Below are 16,261 nucleotides of genomic sequence, written 5' to 3' on the forward strand. Positions count from 1 at the left end.
CGCGAGGCGGCCGGCGATGACTAGGTCCTCTGTTCTCAACTGGTTGCCGGCCCTGCTCTGCAGCCTGCTGCTATGCGGCCCGGTGCATGCCAGCGACACGCTGGCGGCATCCGATCCCTTGCGCCTGATTGTCACGCAACCCCTGCCTGCAGAATCGCCCCTTGCCAACCTGGCACCTTCGGGCAGGATTCGCTACCTGCCAGCCTCGGCTGCCGAGCAAGATGCGAAGGCGGCACGCCAGGCCAACCTGCTGGCCGCCGATGTCGGTGCGGAACTGGAAGCACGCTGGCCGATCCATGCGCTTGGCATTGATTGCTTGGTCCTGCGTGTTGCCGCCGACCGACGCGACGACGTGCAAGCAAGACTTGGCGCGATGCCCGGTGTCGACGTCCAGCCGATGCATCTTTTCCACATGGCTGCCGCAGCCGGCAAGAGTGACGGGCTTGCAAGCGCGCACGACGCTGGCTCGAGCAGGTCGGCCACGGGCCGTGGCATATCGATTGCGGTCATCGATACCGGCGCCGACCTGGGTCACGCCGCCTTGAGCGATGCGCGCATCCGGGCTGTCGATCTCGTCGACAACCACGCGCCGGACAGCCTTCCCGCAGAACGCCACGGCACGGCCATTGTCGGCCTGCTGGCATCCAGCAGCCAGCCGCGACTTGGCGTGGCGGGTCTTGCACCTGATGCGACCGTGCTGCTGTTGCGTGCCTGCTGGGAAGAGGCCGGAGCAGATGCGTCGTGCAACACCTTCACGCTGGCCAAGGCGCTGGCTGCAGCCCACGCCGCCGATGTGGCAGTGGTCAACCTGAGCCTGGTCGGACCGCGGGATGCGTTGCTGGAGGCACTGGCTGGCCGCCTGGTCGAGCAGGGCAAGCTGCTGGTTGTCGCCGGTGAACATCGCGAGCAGTTCCCCGGTTCGATTGCCGGCAGCTTGCTGGCGATCGAGCATGTCGATCGCAGTGAACAGTTGATGACGCTGCTGCCTGGCGATCGGTTCGGCTTGCAATCCGGCAGCTCGCTGGCGGCTGCCGAGCTGACGGCCATGCTGGCACGTTTGCGCGAACGGCAACCGCAGTTGCCGGGTACCGAGTTGCTGTCGGGTCTCGCCCGCATGCAGGACACGGACTGACCACCGCCGACCCGGCATCCGGTCGGCGATTGAACCTTCCTTCCATCTCCGGGAATCAACGGATACGAAGACCGCCAACTCGGGCGGTAATGTCGAGCCTGCTTGCGGAGTCCCGCAAGGCCATGGCCCGAAGGAGGGGAAACCATCATGATCAGTATCAACAGAACCTGCCTGCTCGCCTGCCTCACAAGCGGCTTGCTGACATTGACTGCCTGCGGAGGCGGTGGCGGCTCCTCCGGCAGCGATAACGACACCATGACCGATACCACCAGTGTCACGGTTCCCGATCCGACGCTGACGTCCATCCAGGAAAATGTCTTTACCCCGATCTGTACCCAGTGCCATGTCGGTGCTTCCGCACCGGAGGGCTTGCGACTCGAAGATGGCATGACCTACGGTATGACCGTCAATGTTGCCAGCAGCCAGGTGCCGTCGCTGGATCGCATCGAACCCGGCGATCCGGACAACAGCTACCTGATCCAGAAAATCGAAGGCACGGCAGCATCGGGCGAACGCATGCCGCGTGGCGGGCCTTTCCTGTCCGATGACGTGGTCAATGCGATGCGGCAATGGGTAACCGACGGTGCACAGAACAACAAGTTCCAGCCGAGCGACAAGCCGGCCACCTTCATGGCCGCCTGGCCACCTGCTGCCAGTGAACTGTCGGCCTCACCGCAGGCCATGATCCTGCTCAGCGAAGCCGAGCTCGATGCCACGACGGTCGATGCGTTCAGTGTGCAGTTGTTCCGCATGAACAGCGATGCCGGCCAGCTGGAAGCCGTTTCCGGCGTCGAGGTACAACTGACGTCGTTGCAGCCGACGGTGCTGAAGTTGCAGACAGCGGAGCCATTGAGCGATGGCGACTACCTGATCCGACTCGCAGGCCAGGGCGATTACGCATTGAAGGACCGTCGCGGCTACCTGATCGACGGTGATGGCGATGGCCAGGCTGGCGGGGATTACACGACCCTCTTCTCGATAAGGAGCGAATGATGCGCAAGCGTGTTCAAGGATTGAACCGGCTGCTGCTGGGCGTCGCTGTCACGCTGCTGGCTTGCGGATCGGCACAGGCCGAACCGTACCTTGCGGCAAAGACCGGCTTGAAGTGCGGGACCTGTCATGTCAACGCGACGGGTGGCGGCATGCGTACGCCGTTTGGCAACAGCTGGGCGCAGACCAGCTTGCCGGTCGAGCCCCATGCGCCGGACAAGGCTGCCTGGACTGGCCAGCTGGGCGAGTACTTTGCAGCCGGGGGCAATCTGCGAGCATCGGCGGTGCAGCAGGACGTGCCGAATGCCGACACCAGCAATGCCTTCGAGCTCGAGGAGGCGAGGGTCTACCTCGGCTTCTCGCCGGTCCCGGGACGCGTCGATGTCTACATTGACCAGTACCTCGGTCCCGGTGGCAGCCTGAATCGCGAGGCCTATGCGCGGCTGCGCACTGCCGACCAGGCCTGGTACCTGAAGGCGGGCCAGTTCTACCTGCCGTTTGGTTGGCGGCTCGAAGACGATTCGGCCTTTGTGCGAACTGCCAGCGGTATCAACATGACCACGCCTGACCGCGGCGTGGAGCTGGGTTGGGAAACCGCTGCCTGGTCGACCCAGCTCGCCGTGAGCAATGGCACGGCAGGTGGTGCCGAGGTCGATACCGGCAAGCAGTTCAGTGCGCGTACCGAGCGCTTGTTCGGCAGCTGGCGGCTGGGCGCCTCCCTCAATCTGAACGACACCGAGCTGGGTGATCGCCAGATGTCAGCGTTGCATGCAGCGGTGCGCACGGGCAGCGTGACCTGGCTGGCTGAAGTCGACTTCATCGATGACGAAACGGTCGCCGGCGAGCCGGCACAGCAGGCGTGGTTGCTGGAAGCCAACTGGGAGGCACGCCGCGGCCACAACCTGAAGCTGACCGCCGAGCAGTTCGAACCGGATGACGGTGTCTCCGGTGACGAGCAGGAGCGCATCAGCCTGGTGTGGGAGTACTCGCCGCTGGCTTTCACGCAGCTACGGCTCGGGCTGCGGGACTACTCCGGACCTGCTGCCAACGACCTGGCCAACCGGAGCGAGCTGTTCGTGCAGCTGCATGGTTTCTACTGAAAACCTGACGCGCCGAAGCAGCTTGCCTATACTCGATGCCGCCCTCCGGGGCGGCATTTTTTCTTGCGGAGCAGAGGTGCGAAGGTGCAGGCATTTTCCGAGATCACGTTGACGGGCGAGGCTGTCCGGCTGGAGCCATTGCGTCCGGAACATGCGGATGCACTGGTGGCTGCTGGCCGCGATGGCGAGCTGTTCCGATCGACAGTGACGCTGATACCCACCCGCGAGAGCATCGACGCCTATATCGATGTTGCGCTTGGCATGGCTGCGGACGGCAGCGGCTCGCCGTTCGTGATCGTCGATCCGCGCAGCAGCAAGATCATCGGCTCGACACGCTATTGTCGCGCCGACAGGGCCAACCGGCAGCTGGAAATCGGCTACACCTTCATTGCCGGCAGTTACCAGCGCACGCGCGTCAATACGGAAATGAAGTACCTGATGCTCCAGCATGCCTTCGAATCGCTCGGCGCAAACCGCATCGAGCTGCGTACCCATGTCCGCAACCAGCAGTCGCGCCAGGCCATACTCCGCCTCGGTGCCAGCGAAGAGGGGGTACTGCGACAGCATGTCCTGATGCCCGATGGCCATTGGCGGGATACCGTGGTCTTCAGCATCCTGGCCGGTGAGTGGCCGCTGGTGAAAGCGGGTCTCAGGCGCAAGCTCGACGGTGTCGAGCGATGAGTGCGGCGATCTGGGTCGACGCCGATGCCTGCCCCGGTGTCATCAAGGACATCCTGTTTCGTGCCGCCGAGCGCACCGGCATAGCCGTGACGCTGGTGGCCAACCATGCCATGCGGGTTCCGCCCCTCAAGCAGGTGCGCTTGCTGCAGGTTCCCGCGGGATTCGACGTGGCCGACAATGAAATCGTGCAGCGGGTCGCAAGCGGCGACCTGGTCATCACCGCCGACATTCCGCTGGCGGCGGAACTGATCGAGAAAGGCTGTGCCGTCGTCACGCCGCGTGGCGAGCGCTACACCGAGGACACTATCCGGGCCCGCCTGGCCATGCGGGACTTCATGGAGACCCTGCGCGCCAGTGGTGAGCAGACCGGTGGGCCGCCTGCCCTGGACCAGAGAGACCGCAAGGCCTTTGCTGATCAACTCGATCGCTGGTTGGCCTCAAGGTAGAAACTAGGGATTTCCCCGAGCCATTTGGGGTAGATACCACGCCATGATTCCCGAGTCGTTGGCTTCTCGGGGTTGCTCATGTTCCTGCATTCAATCTGGTTTCGTTTTCTCGCCCGCGCGCTGCCCGTGTATGCCAGTCATGTACTGGCTCGCCGCTTTGTCACGCCACCGGCCAGTCGACCGGCCCTGTCCAGCGAGGCAAAGGAACTGCTGGAGCAGGCCGAATGCGGAGCGGTCGACGGCGTCGATGGCAAGGTTCGCTACTATCGCTGGCGCCAGGGCGGGCCGCGACTGATGCTGGTACATGGCTGGGGCAAGAAGGCCCTGGACATGGCGCCGCTGCTGACGGGCTTGCTGGCGCGGGGTTACGATGTGACCGTTGCCGACATGCCAGCACATGGAAGCTCCGAGGGTCGTACCGCATCATTTCGCGAGTGGATCATTGCCTTGCGCTTGATCAGCCGATCGGCCGGACGGTGGAATTGCGTCATCGGCCACGGTTACGGTGCCTTTGCAGCCGCCATGGCGATTCGCGAGGACCTGCCGCAATACGGCGCCGCGCTCAACACGCATCGCCTGGTGCTGCTGGCCTGCCCGGACAGGGCCAGTGACATGCTCGGCGAGCTGGCGAGCAGTCTGCATGCGCCGGCCGAGACCGTGGTTCGCGCCGAGGCCTTGCTGGGGCAGCGGTTGCGCATGGCCATTGGTCATTTCTCGGCCTCACGGGCCGTCAGGCATTTCAAGGGCCAGTTGATGGGCGTCCATGACGCCGAGGACACGCGGGTGCCACTGGCGGATTTCGCCGCGATCCAGGCTGGCCAACCCCTGGCCGAGCGCTTGCTGACCACGGGCCTGGGTCACCATGGCCTGGTGAGCGATCCGCAAGTTATTGAAAGTATTATTGATTTTATGGAGGTTGGGCAGCGCATCCTGGTTGCGTCGCCCTACCGATAAAAATCCAGGATCGGAACTTGACGGATCCGCCGGTAACATACATACTAGTCGGTATGTAATTGGACGGTGAGAGTGAATGTCCCCACAAGCTGCACAGCGACGCAATCCGGATGAAACGCGCCTGGTCCTGCTGACCGCGGCGTTCGAGGAGATCCATGCCCAGGGCTTCCGCAAGGCCAGCCTGGACAACATCCTCAAGCGGACCGGTGTCACCAAGGGCGCGCTCTACCATCACTTCCCGAACAAGGCCGCGCTCGGCTATGCGGTGCTGGATGAAGTGATCATGCCGGAATACGTCAAGATCTGGTCGCCGGTACTGGACGAGAAGCTGAATCCGGTGGATGCGCTGGTTGCCATCCTCGAACGGCACTGCTCCCCTGATTTCGAAGAGCAGGTGAACCTGGGCTGCCCGGTGAACAACCTGGTCCAGGAAATGTCCGGCGTCGATGAAGGCTTCCGCGAACGCCTGAAGATGATGCTGGACGAGTGGATTCGCGGTGTGCGCTCCGCGCTGGAGCGCGGCCAGGCCAATGGCCAGGTCCGCGACGACATCGATGCCGACGACACCGCACGCATCATTGTCGCCACCTTTGAAGGGTGCACGGGTTTTGCGAAGTGCTCGCAGGATCCCACGGTTTTCCAGGACTCGATCAAGGCATTGGTCCGGTTCTGCAACGGATTGCGCCAGTAGCAATGACTCCTTGCGAGTCGCGCGCTGGCGCATTTTTTTACGCTGAAACATACCGATTGGTATGCCGATGCATAACGAAACAAGGGTAGGGGTACGCAGTCATGAATGAATTAGCCAGGAAACTGGACCGCTGGCTGGCGTCGTACGGCGCCTGGATCATCCGCTGGCGCTGGCCGGTCATACTCGGCAGCCTCGTGCTGGCAATGGCGGCCGGATACGGCGCCCAGAATCTCGCCTTCAAGAACGATTACCGCGTGTTCTTCAGCCAGGACAATCCGCAGCTGCAGGCCTTCGAGGAGCTGCAGAACGTCTACGTGAAGAATGACATCATCATCTTCGTCGTCACGCCGGAAAGCGGTGACGTGTTCGACACCGATACCCTGGTGGCGATGCAGGAACTGACCGAGGCCGCCTGGACCCTGCCGTATTCCATGCGCGTCGATTCGCTGACCAATTTCCAGCACACCGAAGCGCTGGAAGACGACCTGATGGTCGCCGACCTGGTCGAAGACCCGGCGTCCATGAGCGCTGCCGAACGCGAGGAAGTCAGGCAGATTGCCCTGGCAGAACCCCTGCTTCGCGATCGCCTGGTGGCGCTGGACTCGAAGGTTGCCGGCGTGGCTGTCACCTTCCAGATGCCGGAGAAGACTCCGACCGAAATGCCGGAAGCGGCTGCGGCGGCTCGCGAGCTCGTCGACCAGGTGCTGGCTGATCATCCTGGCATCGATATCAAGTTGACTGGCAGCGTCATGCTGAACAACGCGTTCTTCGAATCGAGCATGAACGACAGCATGACCCTGGTGCCGGCGATGTACGCCATCATCATACTGGCCATGTTCTTGCTGCTGCGTTCCTTCCCGGCCGTGTTTGCCACGGTGCTGGTCATCCTGGCGTCGGTCGTGACGGCGATGGGCATGGCTGGCTGGAGCGGCATCTTCCTGACCCCGCCATCGGCGTCCGCACCGACCATCATTACCACGCTGGCAGTGGCCGATGCCGTGCACATCCTGGTTACCATGTTCGGCGGCTTGCGCAAGGGCATGTCCCGCAACGAGGCATTGATCTACAGCATTCGCCTCAACATGCAGCCGGTATTCCTGACCAGCCTGACCACCGCGGTCGGCTTCCTGACCATGAACTTCTCGGATGCACCGCCGTTCCGTGACCTTGGCAACATCACGGCCATGGGCGTGGTGGCTGCCTGGATATTCTCCGTCACACTGCTGCCCGCCGTGCTGTCGATGATGCCACTCAAGGCACGCGCCAGTGGCAGTGCGTTCAACGACAAGATGGAGCAGCTGGGTGATTTCGTGGTCGCCCGTCGCAAGAGCCTGGCGTTGCTGATGTTCGCCGTGTCGGCTGTCGTTGTTGCGTTCATTCCCAACAACGAGCTGTCGGACGAGTTCGTGCGTTACTTCGACACCCGTGTCGAGTTCCGTACCGACTCCGACTACGCCACCGAGAACCTCACCGGTATCTACCAGTTGCAGTTTTCGCTGCCGGCCGGCGAAACGGGTGCGATTGCCGATCCGGAGTACCTGGCCCGGCTTGGCGCCTTCACGGACTGGCTGCGCGAACAGCCCGAGGTGACGCATGTCCTCAGCATGTCCGACACCTTCAAGCGCCTCAACAAGTCCATGCATGGTGACGACGAGTCCTGGTACCGCTTGCCTGAACAGCGTGACCTGGCAGCCCAGTACCTGCTGCTGTACGAATTCTCGCTGCCCTTCGGTCTCGACCTGAACAACCAGGTCAGCCTGGACAAGTCGTCCACGCAACTGGTGGCCACGCTGAAGGAAATCGACAGCAATGCCATCAAGGATGTCGCGGCGCGTGCCGAGAACTGGCTGCTGGACAATGCGCCGAGCATGCATTCCTACGCATCGGGCCCGGCGGTGATGTTCAGCCACATTTCCGAGCGCAACGTGAAGAGCATGTTGACGGGTACCACCGTCGGTATCTTCGTCATCGCACTGATCCTGATTATCGCACTGCGCAGCCTCAGCCTCGGCACTCTCAGCTTGCTGCCCAACCTGCTGCCGGCCGCGCTGGCCTTCGGTGTCTGGGGCATGTTCGTGGGCCAGATCAACATGGCTGTATCGGTTGTGACCGGCATGTCGCTGGGTATCGTCGTCGATGACTCGGTGCACTTCCTGTCCAAGTACCTGCGCGCCCGGCGCGAGGAAGGCCTGGGCGCCGAAGCCGCGGTTCGCTATGCCTTCTCGTCCGTCGGCGTGGCGCTGGTGGTCACGACCATCATCCTGGTGGCCGGCTTCGCCGTGCTCGCAATGTCGAGCTTCGCCATCAACTCGTCCATGGCCATGCTGACATCGATCGCGATCCTGCTGGCCCTGGTTGTCGATTTCCTGCTGCTGCCGCCGCTGCTGATCTGGCTGGATGGGCACAAGGAGCGCAGCGAAGTGGCGCTTGAAAGTGGCGAGACCGCATGAACACCATTACCGTGAATCCAAGAATGAACGAAGAACGAGGAGCGAATCCCATGCACAAGAAGATGCTGATGACATTCCTGTCTGTCGTGTTGCTGTCGCCGGTGCTTGCACTGGCCGCCACACCGGAAGAGAAAGGCCTGGAAATCGAGCTCGAGCGCGATCGCCGGGACACCGGCTGGGGCGACAACCAGGCAACGCTGGAAATGATCCTGCGCAACAAGAATGGCGACGAGTCGATTCGCAAGCTGCGCAACAAGACGCTGGAGCGAGAGGATGACGGCGACTGGACGCTGATCATCTTCGACCAGCCGCGTGATGTGGAAGGTACGGCCCTGCTGTCCTACACGCACAAGTCCGGCCCGGACGACCAGTGGCTCTACCTGCCAGCGCTGAAGCGCGTCAAGCGCATCTCCTCGAACAACAAGTCGGGTCCGTTCATGGGCAGCGAGTTCGCCTACGAAGACCTGTCTTCCCAGGAGCCGGAGAAGTACACCTACAAGTACCTGCGTGACGAGACGATCGATGGCGTTGCGCACTTTGTCATCGAGCGCGATCCGGTCGACGAGAACTCGGGTTATTCCAGGCAGGTGGTATGGCTGGATCAGGCCGAATACCGACCGATGAAGATCGATTACTACGATCGCAAGGACTCCCTGCTGAAGACCCTGACTTTCCATGACTACCAGCAGTACCTGGACCAGTACTGGCGTGCCAGCCGGATGGAAATGGTGAACCATCAGACCGGCAAGTCGACGGTGCTGAACTTCACCGATTACAGCTTTGCCAACGGCTTCGAGGAGAACGACTTCTCGCAGAACAGCCTGAGGAAGGCTCGCTGACATGGAACAGAAGCAGACCAACCAGCGCCTGCGGGCGCTGGCATTCTCCGGCTTGCTCGCTGTATCGGCTGGCCTCGGTTTTTCCGCAGCGGCGAACGCCTCGGAACTGACCGGTGAAGTCGAATACCTGGCGCGTTACTTCGTCGAGCCGCCAGCGTGGCCGGGCCAGGTCGGCAACGATGGCACGCTCGCCTCCAGCGACCACATGCTCAAGGTCAAGCTGGAGTACTACCAGGACTGGAATGGTGGTGACACCCGGCTGGTCATCACGCCGGTCGGTCGTTACATCGACGGCAATGCCGGCTTCGACCGGAGTGATGGCGACGTCGAGGAGCTGTATCTGCGCCAGACCGTGGGCAACAGCGATTTCTATTTTGGCTATCGCAAGATCTTCTGGGGCGTTACCGAATCCGTGCACCTGGTCGACATCGTCAACCAGTCCGACGTGGTCGAGGATATCGATCTCGAAGACCGACTTGGCCAGCCCATGCTGCAATGGTCGACCTTTTCGGATTTCGGCACTTTCGATGTCATCGTGATGCCGGTTTTCCGTGAACGCCGCTTGCCGGAATCCGAGCAGCGCCTGCGGCCCTTCATTCCGTATCTCGACGACCCGCTTTACGAAGACTCGGAAGGTGACGAACATGTCGACGTTGCAATTCGCTGGAGCCAGTTCATCGGCGACTGGGATATCGGTGTTTCCCATTTCAGCGGAACCGCAAGGGAACCGTTGTTCATTCCCGGGCTGGATGGCGACGGCAATGCGGTACTGAGGCCCTTCTATGCGCAGCTGGATCAGACCAGTGTCGACCTGCAGGCGACCAAGGGCAGCTGGCTCTGGAAGCTGGAAGTCGCCAGTCGCGATCAGCTGGATGATCGCAACACTCGCCTGGCGGGTGGCTTCGAATATTCCTTCTATGGCGTCCAGGGCAGCGATGCCGACCTGGGCGTGATTGCCGAGTACCTGTTCGATGACGCCGGCGACAATGCCACGTCACCGTTCGAAGACGACATTTTCATCGGCGGCCGCCTGGCCTTCAATGATGTTGCCGGCAGCGAAATCCTGGCGGGCGTCTTCCACGACCTCGACGGGGAAGGTCGGGTCTATTCCGTCGAAGCCAGTCGTCGCATCGGCAACAGCTGGAAGGTTGCCCTGACGGCCAGGGTGTTCGAGTCCGACGAGATGACGTCGTTGCTCTACAGCTTTCGCCAGGACGACTTCCTGTCGTTCAGCGTGACCAAGTACTTCTGAGGTGATCATGATTCGCTTGCTGAGATTCTACTTTGCTGGCCTGGCGCGGTTCATGCCGGGGACTTCGGCAGGGCTGCTGGCCCGCCTGTTCACCACGCCGGGTCGACATGGCCTGCAGTCGACGGCCGGCAAGCGCTTGCTGGAGAGCGCCGAGCGAGGCTCCATCAACAGCATCTCTGGCAACGTCACCTTCTACCGCTGGCGAAACCGCGGCCCCCGGGTCCTGGTGTTGCACGGCTGGTCCGACCAGGCTGCCAATCTCGGCGAGCTGATCGATGTGCTCCTGGCAGCCGGTTACGACGTCACGGCGCCGGACTTGCCGGCACATGGCGACTCGGCCGGCAATACGGCGCACATGAAGCAATGGCTGGTGGCGATCCGGATGTTGTCAGCCGGCGTGCCGAAATGGCATGCCGTGCTGGGCCACTCGCTGGGTGGCTTTGCGGCGGCGGCCAGCACGCGTGAAGACCTGCCACACTACGGCACGCCTGTGAAGGCGGGAAAGCTCGTGCTGATCGCGCCGCCGGATCGCAGCAGTACCATGTTGCGCATGGTTGCGGGGCATCTCCAGGCGCCCGAACGAATCATCGAGCGCACGGCAAGCCTGTTGTCCGAATGGATCGACGCGGACTTCAACAGCTTCTCGACTGCGGAAAACGTGGCGAACTTCGATGGCAAGGCGCTGGTCATTCATGACCGTGACGACAACCGAGTGCCCTTTGCACATTTCGAGGCGATTCGCGAGGCAGCGCCAGAGCAGGACTTCATCGCGACCGCGAGTCTTGGTCATCGACGCATCCTGGACAATGCTCGCGTCCAGGCAAGCATTGTCGAGTTTCTCGACGAAGCCATCCAGGTTCGAGGCGCCCGGCCCGACGCTGCCAGGCAACTGGCCATGTGACCGAGGCAGGCAAGAGGCCCGGCGGTTATTGACCAGGCGGGTGCCGGTCAGTCGGCCAGGAACGCGTTGCGGTGGAACTCCGCGGCGTACTCGACTTCTTCTGTTCCCGGCTCTGTCGGTTCTGCGGGTGTTCCGCCGGCGAGAACTTCCAGCACGCTGTGGACGCCGTTCGACAAGGACTCCAGGTTGTAGCCGCCTTCCAGCACCATCGCCAGGCGGCCATCACAATGCCGTTCGGCGATGTCCATGACGATCCCGGTCAGTGCCGAGAAACCGTCGTAACTCATGTTCATCGCCATATCGAGGCGATGTGGATCGAAGCCGGCCGACACCAGCACGAGATCCGGATCGAAATGCTCCGCAGCGGGGACGAGTATTTCGCGGAACGCCTTGATCATGGCCGCATCGCCAGCGCCCGTCGGGAGCGGCACATTGACGGTCGTGCCTTCACCCATGCCGCCGCCAACTTCTTCCAGCAAGCCCGAGCCCGGGTAGAACGGCGCTGCGACGTGCGTGTCGAAGAGCATCACGTCCGGATCGGCCCAGAAGATCTCCTGGGTGCCGTTGCCATGATGCACATCCCAGTCAATGATCAGCACTCGCTCGCAACCGAGTTTTGCCTGTGCATGTGCGGCAGCCACCGCCACGTTGTTGAACAGGCAGAAGCCGCGCGCACGAACCGGCTCGGCATGATGCCCGGGTGGACGCACCAGCGCGAAGGCAGTCGGTGTCCGGCCGGACACCACGGCTTCGACGGCAGCAATTGCGGTACCGGCCGCCAGTTCGGCGGCCTTGACGCTGCCCGCCGATACGGCGGTGGTATCGATATCCAGCCAGGCATCCTTGCCGCGCAGTTCGTAGATGGCTTCCAGGTAGGAGGTGGTATGCACGCGGGCCAGCTGCTTGCGAGTGGCGGCAACACCAGCTTCGATCCGCACACCAGGGATTGGCTTCTGTTCAAGCAGGTCGCGGATGGCGGTCAGCCTTCCCGGATGCTCGGGATAGTCCCAGCTGACACCGAGGCCATCGAGGATGGTACGCACGCGACGATCCATGCGGCCGGGCATGAACGGATGATTCGGGTCGGGCCGGTGCTCGAGCATGCGTTCGTCGTAGAACACCGTCACTTCGCGATCACCGATCATGTGCTGTCACCTGCCGGGGTCTTCGGGGTCTGTCGATGACTGGTTCGGTGCGACACTGGCCTGCAAAGGTTCGGGTGGCAGGCGGTCTGCGCCCCAGCTGCCATGAATGAAACCGATGACACGCTCCAGTTCTTCGATCTCGACGTCGGCTGTCTTGCCACCTTCCAGTGGGTCGAAATGGAAAATGTAGAGTCGCGAAGCGAACTGGTCGATCGGCAGCGACGATTCGCCATAAAGCTCGCCGTTGCCTGCGGTGCTGACCTTCACATCATTTCCCCAGTCCTGGTGGCTGTCGTTGTTCGGATTGAAGAAGTAGACCCGCATGACCTGCGTCGGGTCGAAAGCGACCCGCTGGATGGTAATGGCATGCCAGCCGATGAAGCGTGCCGCGCTGTCGGTGACGGCGATGCCCGCCGGTTGCGGATGGATCAACGGCTGGTTGCCGTTGTAGAGCGGGTGGTAGTAGCCATAGAAATGTCGAAGGAAATCTTCCACATCGACCAGTTGACCGGTGGGCACATCGACATTGATCCTGAAGCCGCGGCCGACCCACCAGCCATGGAATTCCGGGTTGATCCAGCGATGCGGATCGCCTTCGCGCATCTCGCAGATGGTCCCCATTTCCTCGTAGATGTAATCGAGATGGGGAACCAGCAGCAGGGAGACAGGATCGAGGTCGAGCGGCAGCGGTTTGCCCGAATCGACCAGGAAATTCTTCGACGACACCGGCCTGCCTTCGAAGTGAATGATGACTTCGTTGTCACGTGCCGCCCAGGCCAGCAATTGCAGCAGGTAATCCGGGTCGTTGTTCGCCCACATCGACAGGGCGCGTGCTGACTGGCAGGTCGGGTTGTTGCCCTGGCCGACGCCCAGCGGTTGTCCCAGCATCGAGATGATGCCCTCGAGCAAGCGAGTTCTCGGCGTTACCGTGTCGCCAAACGCCAGTCGCAATCGTTCTTCCGACCACGGTGACAGTGGCAGGCTCAGCTGGCGCCAAAGCGCTGGCGCGACGGATGGCTGGTAAAGCACACCGCGTTCAAGAAGATTGGCCAGGCCGTAAATGCACTGGGCGCTGGCCGCGAACACGCTGTCATCGATCAGCGCCATGACCAGCTCGCGATAGCAGAGCAGGCAGTCGCGCCCGGTGGCGGACAGGCCAAGCGCATCCGCCAGCAGGTGATCCGAATTGTTTCTGAGGTAGCGAAGCAGTACCGCGTGGTAGGGCGAAACGACGCCGGTGTCGTGCATCGAACGGGCAAAACCGGTGGCTTCGCTTTGCAGCCCGCCGGCATCGAGATGCTCGACGCGCTCCGTGTAGACGTCCAGGCCGGGATCGTCACGGGAAGCCCGCGTGGGACCGAACAGGGCGCTGACCAGGCGTTCAGCCCCGCGACCGCTCGAGCCAAGCTCGATGTCCGGGTTGGCGCGGCAGATGGCGATCTGCGTGATCATCTGCTTGATGGAGTCGACCTGGATGGGCCGTTGCCGGAGCAGGCGCCAGATCTCGTCGATCAGGCTGTCTATGATGTGCTCGAAGCCGATACGGTCGGCCAGGTACTGGAGCAGGGCACGCGGCAGTCCGGCAAGCTTGCCCTGGGTTACGCGTTCGGCTTCGCCGGGTGGCGTGAACAGCATCGCGAGATTGATGGCCAGCGCCTGGGTCAGGTAATGGTGCGACTGCTCGGCCGAGATCAGTGGATGCAGGTAATTGCCGCTGGCAACGGCCAGCAAGCGCAACTCGCTGAGCACCTCGACGACGACCGTCTCGGGCTCCGGGCTGCGCAGGCTGTGGCTGGTCAGCGAGGGGACGAGCGTCTGCGGGCTGTCCCAGTCGGAGCCGGTGAAGACGCCGGCTTCTTCCAGCGACTGGATCCGCTGCTCGATTGCGGCAAAACCACCTTCCTGCGCCATTACTCGCCGCGCCGTATCCAGCACGCGGCCGAGCTTGGCGGGCTTCGAGAACTCGGGCGCCGAGGCCATCGCCGCGGTGGCCTCTTCCAGCCTTTTCAGCAGGCCCTCCAGGGGTGTGGAAGGTGCAGCCTGGTTCTCGTCCGATGTCATGCCCGAATCCTCATGCTTCAGACTGCATCATACATAGAAATCGAGCTCTTCCTGCCGCAGGAGGATGCGGTGCATTTCTTTCGCATCATCCCCGGTGAAGTAGACCAGTCCCCAGTGGGTGCCGAACGCCGTGCGCTTGGTGACAGTCTCTTCCAGCGGTGCCGTCAGCTCGTGGGATTCGAAGTAGGGATGGTTCTCGGTTTCCTCCGGGATTTCCAGCTTGTTGACGACACGGCGGCGCGGGTAGACGCCGAAGCAGCCGGCGAAGCACTTCGCATCGACGACCTCTTTGGGGAAGAAGTCGGTGATCTCTTCCTCGGTCGTCTTCGGATCGAACGCCAGGATCAGGCCCTGGTAGGCATTGAAGCCATAGGCGCGCTCGAGCAGCTCGAAGACCTTGAAGCCCGGCGGGCGGTAGGCGACTTCGCCGAAGTACATCTCGCCGTCACTGGTGACAAAGTATTCCGGGTGCAGGAAGCCGAATTCGATATCGAACACCTTGATCAGCTTTTCGATCTGCACGCGAATCTCGTCGCGATGCTTTTCCAGCTCCGGCGAGGCGGGTACGTGGACGGAATAACCAAGGTGCACGTACTCGGAAATGTTCAGGAAGCGGATCTTGCCGTTGTGAATCCAGGCCTCGACCGCGAACTCCCAACCGTCCAGGTGCGATTCGATCAATGCCGGAAATTCCTCGTCCGGAATGGCGTCGACGTCATCCGGCGTGCGGATGATGCGGTGGCCGAGGCAACCGGCCTTGTCGAAGGCCTTGAAGTGAATCGGATCGTTGGGGTCGCCATCCAGCTTCAGCAGTGTCTGGTTGACGCGACGCAGGAAGCGCACGACGTCGTCCCGGTCGTGGGCTTCTTCGAAAATGCCGACACGAATGCCCCCCAGCTGGGCGCGGCGCTTCATCAAGGACTTGTCGCGCAACAGCATCGACTGGCCGAGAATGCGCGGGTTGTCCAGCAGCACCGAATTGATCGCACCGGCCCATTCCACCGTTTCTTCGAACAGCGGGATGGTCACATCGACGCCCATCTCCTTGAGTTTCTCGGCGATCTCGAAAGACCGCTCGTTCAGGCGCTCGAAGTTCCAGGCGATGTAAGGAATGTCATGCTGCTTGCAGTAGTCCTCGGCCCAGTCCGGCGCCACCACGACATAGCGACGATCGAATTTCTCGGCGGCCTCGACGGCAGCCAGGCTCCAGCCAAGCAGTGCAACAAAACCTTTTTCTGGATTCTTTTTCATGGAACACCTCGCAGGGAAAGCAGGATCAGTGAAGCTAGCCGAGGTGGATATTGACAGGTGGGAGACTCGGAAAGCGTGTCCTTGACAGGCTACGCGGGTGCTCGCTGCGCTTCAAGGAGAGTCCGGGAAAGGGCTAGGCCAGGCGGGTAACGCGGAACGGAAAAGTCTTTCTGACGCAAACGAAACATCTTTTGCGACGATTTATTGGCGGGCCCACCAGGACTCGAACCTGGAACCCGAGTGAAGCTCGTCCGTGCACTGCAGCCGCAGGCTGCAATGTGCCATTTCAGACTCATAATCCCGCTTGATATTGCGTCGCAAGAAGTGGATCGGAAGTGGTGGGCCCACCAGGACTCGAACCTGGAACC

The 16,261-nt window shown here is 62.1% G+C and carries 14 protein-coding genes; 11 read left to right on the forward strand and 3 right to left on the reverse strand.

Translation table 11 applies throughout. The features are described 5' to 3' along the window. The 11 genes from R3217_08235 to R3217_08285 all read left to right on the forward strand — a co-directional run. Window positions 1-1,132 (forward strand): S8 family serine peptidase (locus R3217_08235; GenBank protein MDX1455426.1); only part of this gene is annotated, 1,132 nt, incomplete at its 5' end. 147 nt (window positions 1,133-1,279) lie between these two features. Then, entirely contained in the window at window positions 1,280-2,125 is an 846-nt protein-coding gene (locus tag R3217_08240) for a hypothetical protein (protein MDX1455427.1), read from the forward strand. Next, window positions 2,125-3,222, forward strand: a complete 1,098-nt coding sequence (locus R3217_08245; protein ID MDX1455428.1) for a porin — start codon at window positions 2,125-2,127, stop codon at window positions 3,220-3,222. The genes R3217_08240 and R3217_08245 overlap by 1 nt, the downstream gene beginning before the upstream one ends. 84 nt (window positions 3,223-3,306) lie before the next feature. Beyond that, on the forward strand, window positions 3,307-3,903 hold the full coding sequence (locus R3217_08250) for a GNAT family protein (GenBank protein MDX1455429.1): 597 nt from the start codon (window positions 3,307-3,309) through the stop codon (window positions 3,901-3,903). Then, window positions 3,900-4,349: a YaiI/YqxD family protein gene (locus tag R3217_08255; GenBank protein ID MDX1455430.1), complete on the forward strand. Its 450-nt coding sequence runs from the start codon at window positions 3,900-3,902 to the stop codon at window positions 4,347-4,349. The genes R3217_08250 and R3217_08255 overlap by 4 nt, the downstream gene beginning before the upstream one ends. A 78-nt stretch (window positions 4,350-4,427) precedes the next feature. Further along, window positions 4,428-5,303 (forward strand): alpha/beta hydrolase, encoded by an 876-nt coding sequence (locus R3217_08260; protein ID MDX1455431.1) that lies wholly within the window; start codon window positions 4,428-4,430, stop codon window positions 5,301-5,303. Between the two features lie 76 nt (window positions 5,304-5,379). Next, window positions 5,380-5,994 (forward strand): TetR/AcrR family transcriptional regulator, encoded by a 615-nt coding sequence (locus tag R3217_08265; protein MDX1455432.1) that lies wholly within the window; start codon window positions 5,380-5,382, stop codon window positions 5,992-5,994. 101 nt (window positions 5,995-6,095) lie between these two features. Beyond that, complete coding sequence (locus R3217_08270; protein MDX1455433.1) at window positions 6,096-8,444, forward strand: MMPL family transporter; 2,349 nt, start codon at window positions 6,096-6,098, stop codon at window positions 8,442-8,444. A gap of 68 nt (window positions 8,445-8,512) precedes the next feature. Continuing rightward, window positions 8,513-9,283: an outer membrane lipoprotein-sorting protein gene (locus tag R3217_08275; protein MDX1455434.1), complete on the forward strand. Its 771-nt coding sequence runs from the start codon at window positions 8,513-8,515 to the stop codon at window positions 9,281-9,283. A 1-nt stretch (window position 9,284) separates the two neighbouring features. Continuing rightward, window positions 9,285-10,535, forward strand: coding sequence for a hypothetical protein (locus R3217_08280; GenBank protein MDX1455435.1), 1,251 nt, complete (start codon window positions 9,285-9,287; stop codon window positions 10,533-10,535). 7 nt (window positions 10,536-10,542) lie between these two features. Further along, entirely contained in the window at window positions 10,543-11,436 is an 894-nt protein-coding gene (locus tag R3217_08285) for an alpha/beta fold hydrolase (GenBank protein ID MDX1455436.1), read from the forward strand. Window positions 11,437-11,483: 47 nt separating this feature from the next. Here the strand turns inward: R3217_08285 and R3217_08290 are convergent, their stop codons facing one another. The 3 genes from R3217_08290 to R3217_08300 are packed head-to-tail and all read right to left on the reverse strand — an operon-like array spanning window position 11,484 to window position 15,893. Next, on the reverse strand, window positions 11,484-12,581 hold the full coding sequence (locus R3217_08290; GenBank protein MDX1455437.1) for a histone deacetylase: 1,098 nt from the start codon (window positions 12,579-12,581) through the stop codon (window positions 11,484-11,486). Window positions 12,582-12,587: 6 nt separating this feature from the next. Beyond that, complete coding sequence (locus tag R3217_08295) at window positions 12,588-14,642, reverse strand: hypothetical protein (protein ID MDX1455438.1); 2,055 nt, start codon at window positions 14,640-14,642, stop codon at window positions 12,588-12,590. A 27-nt stretch (window positions 14,643-14,669) separates the two neighbouring features. Beyond that, window positions 14,670-15,893, reverse strand: a complete 1,224-nt coding sequence (locus tag R3217_08300) for a carboxylate--amine ligase (protein MDX1455439.1) — start codon at window positions 15,891-15,893, stop codon at window positions 14,670-14,672. Window positions 15,894-16,261: the final 368 nt, after the last annotated feature.

It is taken from the genome of Gammaproteobacteria bacterium (assembly GCA_033720895.1).
Taxonomy (GTDB): Bacteria; Pseudomonadota; Gammaproteobacteria; order Natronospirales; family JAJUFS01; genus JAWWBS01.